This is a genomic window from Dorea sp. OM07-5, from assembly GCF_003481355.1.
In the GTDB taxonomy this organism is placed as follows: domain Bacteria; phylum Bacillota; class Clostridia; order Lachnospirales; family Lachnospiraceae; genus Dorea_D; species Dorea_D hominis.
The window spans coordinates 1-4,714 of record NZ_QUKZ01000033.1; the positions used below are offsets into that span (position 1 = coordinate 1).

Genomic DNA, 4,714 nt, shown 5'->3' on the forward strand with positions numbered 1-4,714 from the left:
AAAAACGCCGATTGCAAACCTGCTGTTATACAGCGAGCTTCTGATGGAGGAAACTATGCCTGCATCGGCGAAGGCAAATGTGGAGGCACTGTACAAACAATCGGAAAAGCTGCGTTTTCTGATCGATTCTCTCGTAAAGCTTTCCAGACTGGAAAACGGGATCATTTCACTCTCCCCTCAGCAAGCAGCGCTGCAGCCGCTGCTTGAAAGTGTGGTAGAACAATATACTGCCAAGGCTTCTGAAAAAGGATTGTCTTTGCAAATGCAGGATACAGATGCTTTTGCTGTATTCGACTTCAAATGGACAGCGGAAGCGCTGGCTAATATCGTAGACAACGCCATCAAATATACAGAGCATGGCACAATCAGGATTTCTGCCGTAAGTTACGAAATGTTTGCAAGGATCGATATATCGGATACCGGTTCAGGCATCCCGGAAAATGAGCAAGCGAAGATATTTGCTCGCTTTTACCGCTCAAATAGTGTGCAGAAACAAGAAGGGGTCGGCATCGGCTTATACCTTGCCCGACAGATCGTATCCGGCGAGGGCGGTTATATCAAGGTTGCTTCCGTTCCGGGAAAAGGAAGTACGTTTTCCATATTTCTCCCGAAATAACAACAATTCTATCAAAACTGTTAGATTTCATTTTTCGCCGGAAAGAATGTGGAAAGATTCCTATGCGATAATCTGTATGTATCAAAGGATCATTTCCTTTCATACATACAGATTTTTTCATGGAGGTACTCATTTATGGATGTTTTACAGGCAAAAGACCTGAAAAAGATTTATGGCTCCGGCAATAACGCAGTTCATGCGTTGGATGGAGTTGATTTAAGTGTAAAGAAGGGCGAATTTGTTGCAATTGTCGGCACATCCGGCTCCGGCAAATCCACGCTGCTGCACATGCTGGGCGGGCTGGATCGCCCTACAAGTGGCACGGTCATGGTGGACGGACAGGATATTTTCTCCCTGAAGGAGGAAGCGCTGACCATCTTCCGCCGCAGGAAAATCGGCTTTGTGTTCCAAGCATATAATCTTGTTCCGGTGCTGAATGTGTATGAAAATATTGTTCTACCCATTGAGCTGGACGGTGGCAAGGTCAATAAGGATTTCGTACAGCAAATTGTACAGACACTTGGGCTGGATGATCGTCTGGATGCGCTGCCCAATCAGCTCTCAGGCGGTCAGCAGCAGCGAGTAGCCATTGCCCGTGCGCTGGCGGCAGCACCCGCTATCATTCTGGCAGATGAACCCACCGGCAATCTGGATTCCAAAACCAGCCAGGATGTATTGAGCCTTTTGAAAGTCACCAGTCAAAAGTTCGCCCAGACAATCGTAATGATCACTCACAACGAAGAAATTGCGCAGATGGCAGACCGCATTATCCGTATCGAAGATGGTCGGATCGTCTCCCAGAACTAACGGGAGGTGGCTACGATGAATGTCAAAAACAGAAAATGTATTCGAAAGCTCAGCTTAAAATCTCTTTATGCGAACCGTCGCCGCAATCTGATCGCCATTTTTGCCATTGCGCTGACAACGCTGCTATTTACGTCCATGTTCACCATTGTCTTGTCGTTGAACGCCAGTTATGAAACCTACCAGTTTCGGCAGGTAGGCGGCTATGCGCATGGCACCTTTAAGGATGTTTCACCCGAGCAGGCGGAACGCATCGCTGCCCACCCAAAGGTGAAGGCTACGGGGGCACGGAAGGTAATCGGTATCACTGCGGAGGGGGTCTTTGCCAAAACGCCGGCAGAGATCAGCTACATGGATGCCAACTGCACCAAATGGAGCTATGCCACCCCCACTACCGGGCGGATGCCCGAAAGCGGCAAAGAAGTTGCCATGGATACGGCAGCGTTGCAGCTGCTTGGTGTGACGCCGGAGTTGGGCGCAGAGGTCACGGTTTCCTATTCCATCACGGACAAGGATCAAACTGCTTTTGCTGTAACGGACACCTTTACACTGGTGGGCTATTGGGACTATGATGAACTAATGCCTGTTCACTACATCAACATCAGCCGTGATTACGCAGATGACATCGAAGCGCAGGCAGTGAAAACAGGGTTACAGCCCTTCCGCACCGATTTGAATGTCATGATGGCTTCCGGCACAAACATTCAAGGGCAGATGGAGCAGGTGGATACCGATCTGGGCTACACATGGGACAGCTATACCGATCCCAACAGCGTCCGGATCGGCGTCAACTGGGGATATACCTCATCCCAGCTGGAGTCGCAGCTCGATCCAGAGCTGATGGTCGCCATAGCAGCTTTTTTGCTGCTGGTGATTTTTACCGGGTATCTTATCATTTATAACATTTTCCAGATCTCTGTTGCGGGGGATATCCGGTTTTACGGACTTCTGAAAACCATTGGCACAACGCCCCGGCAGCTCAAACGCATCATTCGCCAGCAGGCACTTCTGCTTTGTCTGATCGGCATTCCGGCAGGGCTGCTGCTGGGCTACGGCATCGGCGCTGTTCTGGTACCTGTTGTCTTGCGCTCCACCCAGTTGGAGGTGGGCATTACCACCATCAGCACTTCGCCTGTGATCTTTGTTGGCTCCGTGCTGTTTGCCCTGCTGACGGTGCTTTTGTCCTGCTCCAAGCCCGGGAAAATGGCAGCCAGGGTTTCTCCGGTGGAGGCTACCAAATATACGGATGCAATGCAGACCAAGAAAAAACAGCGCAGCACCCGGGGAGCGAAGCTCCATCAGATGGCCTTTGCCAATCTGGGACGAAACAAAAAAAAGACGGTGCTGGTGGTGGTGTCTCTGGCACTGTCGGTGACGCTGTTCAATGCGCTGTGTGCCTTTGTGGGCGGCTTCAGCATGGAGAAGTATGTATCCTTCACGACCTGCGCCGATTTTATCGTCAGCACGCCCGACTATTTCCGTTACAACCCGGCAGATGAATTCATCACGCCGGAACAGATCGAAGAGATCGCAGCAAACACAAAGCCCAGTCTTTCCGGCACGGGATATGCTGTGCGAAAACCCGTATATCTTTGGATGACGGAGGATGCTCTGCGGCAGGACTATGCAAGGTACGAAAGTGCTGAGCAGTTGGACAGCCATATGAGCCGCATGGAGCACCGGGGCGATATGGTGATGGGAGATACCAGAATCGAGGCTCTGGATAACAGCCTGTTTGACAAGCTGCAAGTGTTCGACGGAGATATTTCTCCTATGCTGGAGCCAAACAATAACGCTATTGCCATTGCGGTTTCCTTAGATGACTACGGTAATCTGCCCAATCCTGAATACTACCCCAAGGTGGGAGACACGATCACCGCCACCTATGCGGACGATGTGAAATATATCGACAGCCGCACCGGGGAACTCCGCACCGAAGATACACCGGAGGAGTACTTTCAGGAAAAACTGTATGGAGCCAGAGATGTAGAGTACACGGTCTGCGCCTTGGTAGAGCTTCCGTATTCCATGAGTTATCGTTATGGTGGTATTGGATATGAGACAGTTTTGTCTGTGGATACCGCACAGAGGGACAGCGGTGGTGCGGCCATTCCGATGCTCTACCTGTTCGACACAGCAGACGAAGCTGACGAGACCGAAGCAGAGCAATATCTATCGAAGCTCACTGCCGGTGAGTTTTCGCCCTTGATGTATGAAAGCAAGGCCACGGCTCGCTCTGAGTTTGCTCAGTTCCGGCAGATGTTCCTTCTGGTAGGTGGTATCCTCTGTGCTATCATTGGGCTGGTGGGACTCTTAAATTTCTTCAACGCCATGATGACCGGTATTCTTTCCCGCCGCCGTGAATTTGCTGTGCTTCAGGCTGTAGGAATGACGAACCGGCAGCTCAAAACCATGCTGATCTACGAGGGATTGTTTTACGCAATGTCCTCCGTAGCGGTGGCTTTTATTCTGTCGCTGGCGGTGGGACCTCTTGCAGGAAAAATGCTGGGCAGTATGTTCTGGTTCTTTGAGTATCGATTCACCATTCTGCCTGTCCTGCTGACAATTCCGGTATTTCTTCTGCTGGGGTGGCTGATTCCTTGCATGATGTATGACAACGCAGCGAAATGCAGCGTTGTAGAGCAATTAAGGGATGCTCAATAACTGTTAAGCAAAAAACGGCCCTCTGCCAATGAAAAGGCAGAGGGCTGAGTTTTAATCTAAGGGTTTACATTCAGTTACAGTTTTTAGATAAATTTCGGGGTTTCCGTTCAATATCAAGTCTGCATATCCAATCGGGTCATTGTAGATTAGATAGTCCAGCTCTGACCGCTGATACATATTGTCAGCAACCTCATTCTCCACGGCTATTGTATCAATAGCAATCATACTGCCATCTAAGAATTTCAGTTCCACACAGGCATTATCCATGTTGAACTCACAAGAAATCAACCTATCCATAAGAAACCTCCACTTTGCTGGATGTTAGATCATCCCAAAATATTTGAATGCTTCTCGGATTGCTTTCTCTTTTTCCGGTGGACACTGGGGCTGTCTGGAATCCTCGGACTTCGGCAGATTATAGTTCTTACCAACCCCAATCCCACATTTTCGTTTAATCTGTGAGATATAGAGGTTGGACACCTTTAACCCGGTATGCTCCAACACATACTCCTTGATCTGCGGATAGGTTGCCCCATCTTGAAATTCGGACATATCCATATCTTCCAAAGAGAACTCAACCCGAATCTTTTTCGAGTCGACCTCACCCTTGGAAAGCAAGACAACCGTCTC

General features: G+C 49.5%; 4 protein-coding genes and 1 pseudogene. 3 read left to right on the forward strand and 2 right to left on the reverse strand.

Translation table 11 applies throughout. From position 1 onward, the window contains the following. The 3 genes from DXC04_RS15135 to DXC04_RS15145 all read left to right on the forward strand — a co-directional run. Nucleotides 1–616: sensor histidine kinase (locus DXC04_RS15135; RefSeq protein WP_147366250.1), on the forward strand; the 616-nt coding region annotated here is incomplete at its 5' end. Between the two features lie 135 nt (nt 617–751). Next, on the forward strand, nt 752–1,423 hold the full coding sequence (locus tag DXC04_RS15140; protein WP_118225235.1) for an ABC transporter ATP-binding protein: 672 nt from the start codon (nt 752–754) through the stop codon (nt 1,421–1,423). A 15-nt stretch (nt 1,424–1,438) separates the two neighbouring features. Next, the gene (locus tag DXC04_RS15145; RefSeq protein WP_118661319.1) at nt 1,439–4,084 is read left to right on the forward strand and encodes an ABC transporter permease; all 2,646 of its coding nucleotides are present in this window, start codon (nt 1,439–1,441) and stop codon (nt 4,082–4,084) included. Nucleotides 4,085–4,135: 51 nt separating this feature from the next. On the opposite strand, the gene DXC04_RS15150 is transcribed toward DXC04_RS15145, so the two are convergent. Together DXC04_RS15150 and DXC04_RS15155 are read right to left on the reverse strand one after the other, a co-directional pair. After that, a complete protein-coding gene (locus tag DXC04_RS15150) occupies nt 4,136–4,381 on the reverse strand; it encodes a DUF6061 family protein (protein ID WP_055199743.1) in 246 nt (81 codons plus the stop codon). A gap of 24 nt (nt 4,382–4,405) precedes the next feature. Next, nucleotides 4,406–4,714: pseudogene (locus DXC04_RS15155) on the reverse strand (23S rRNA (uracil-5-)-methyltransferase RumA); the annotation flags it as partial.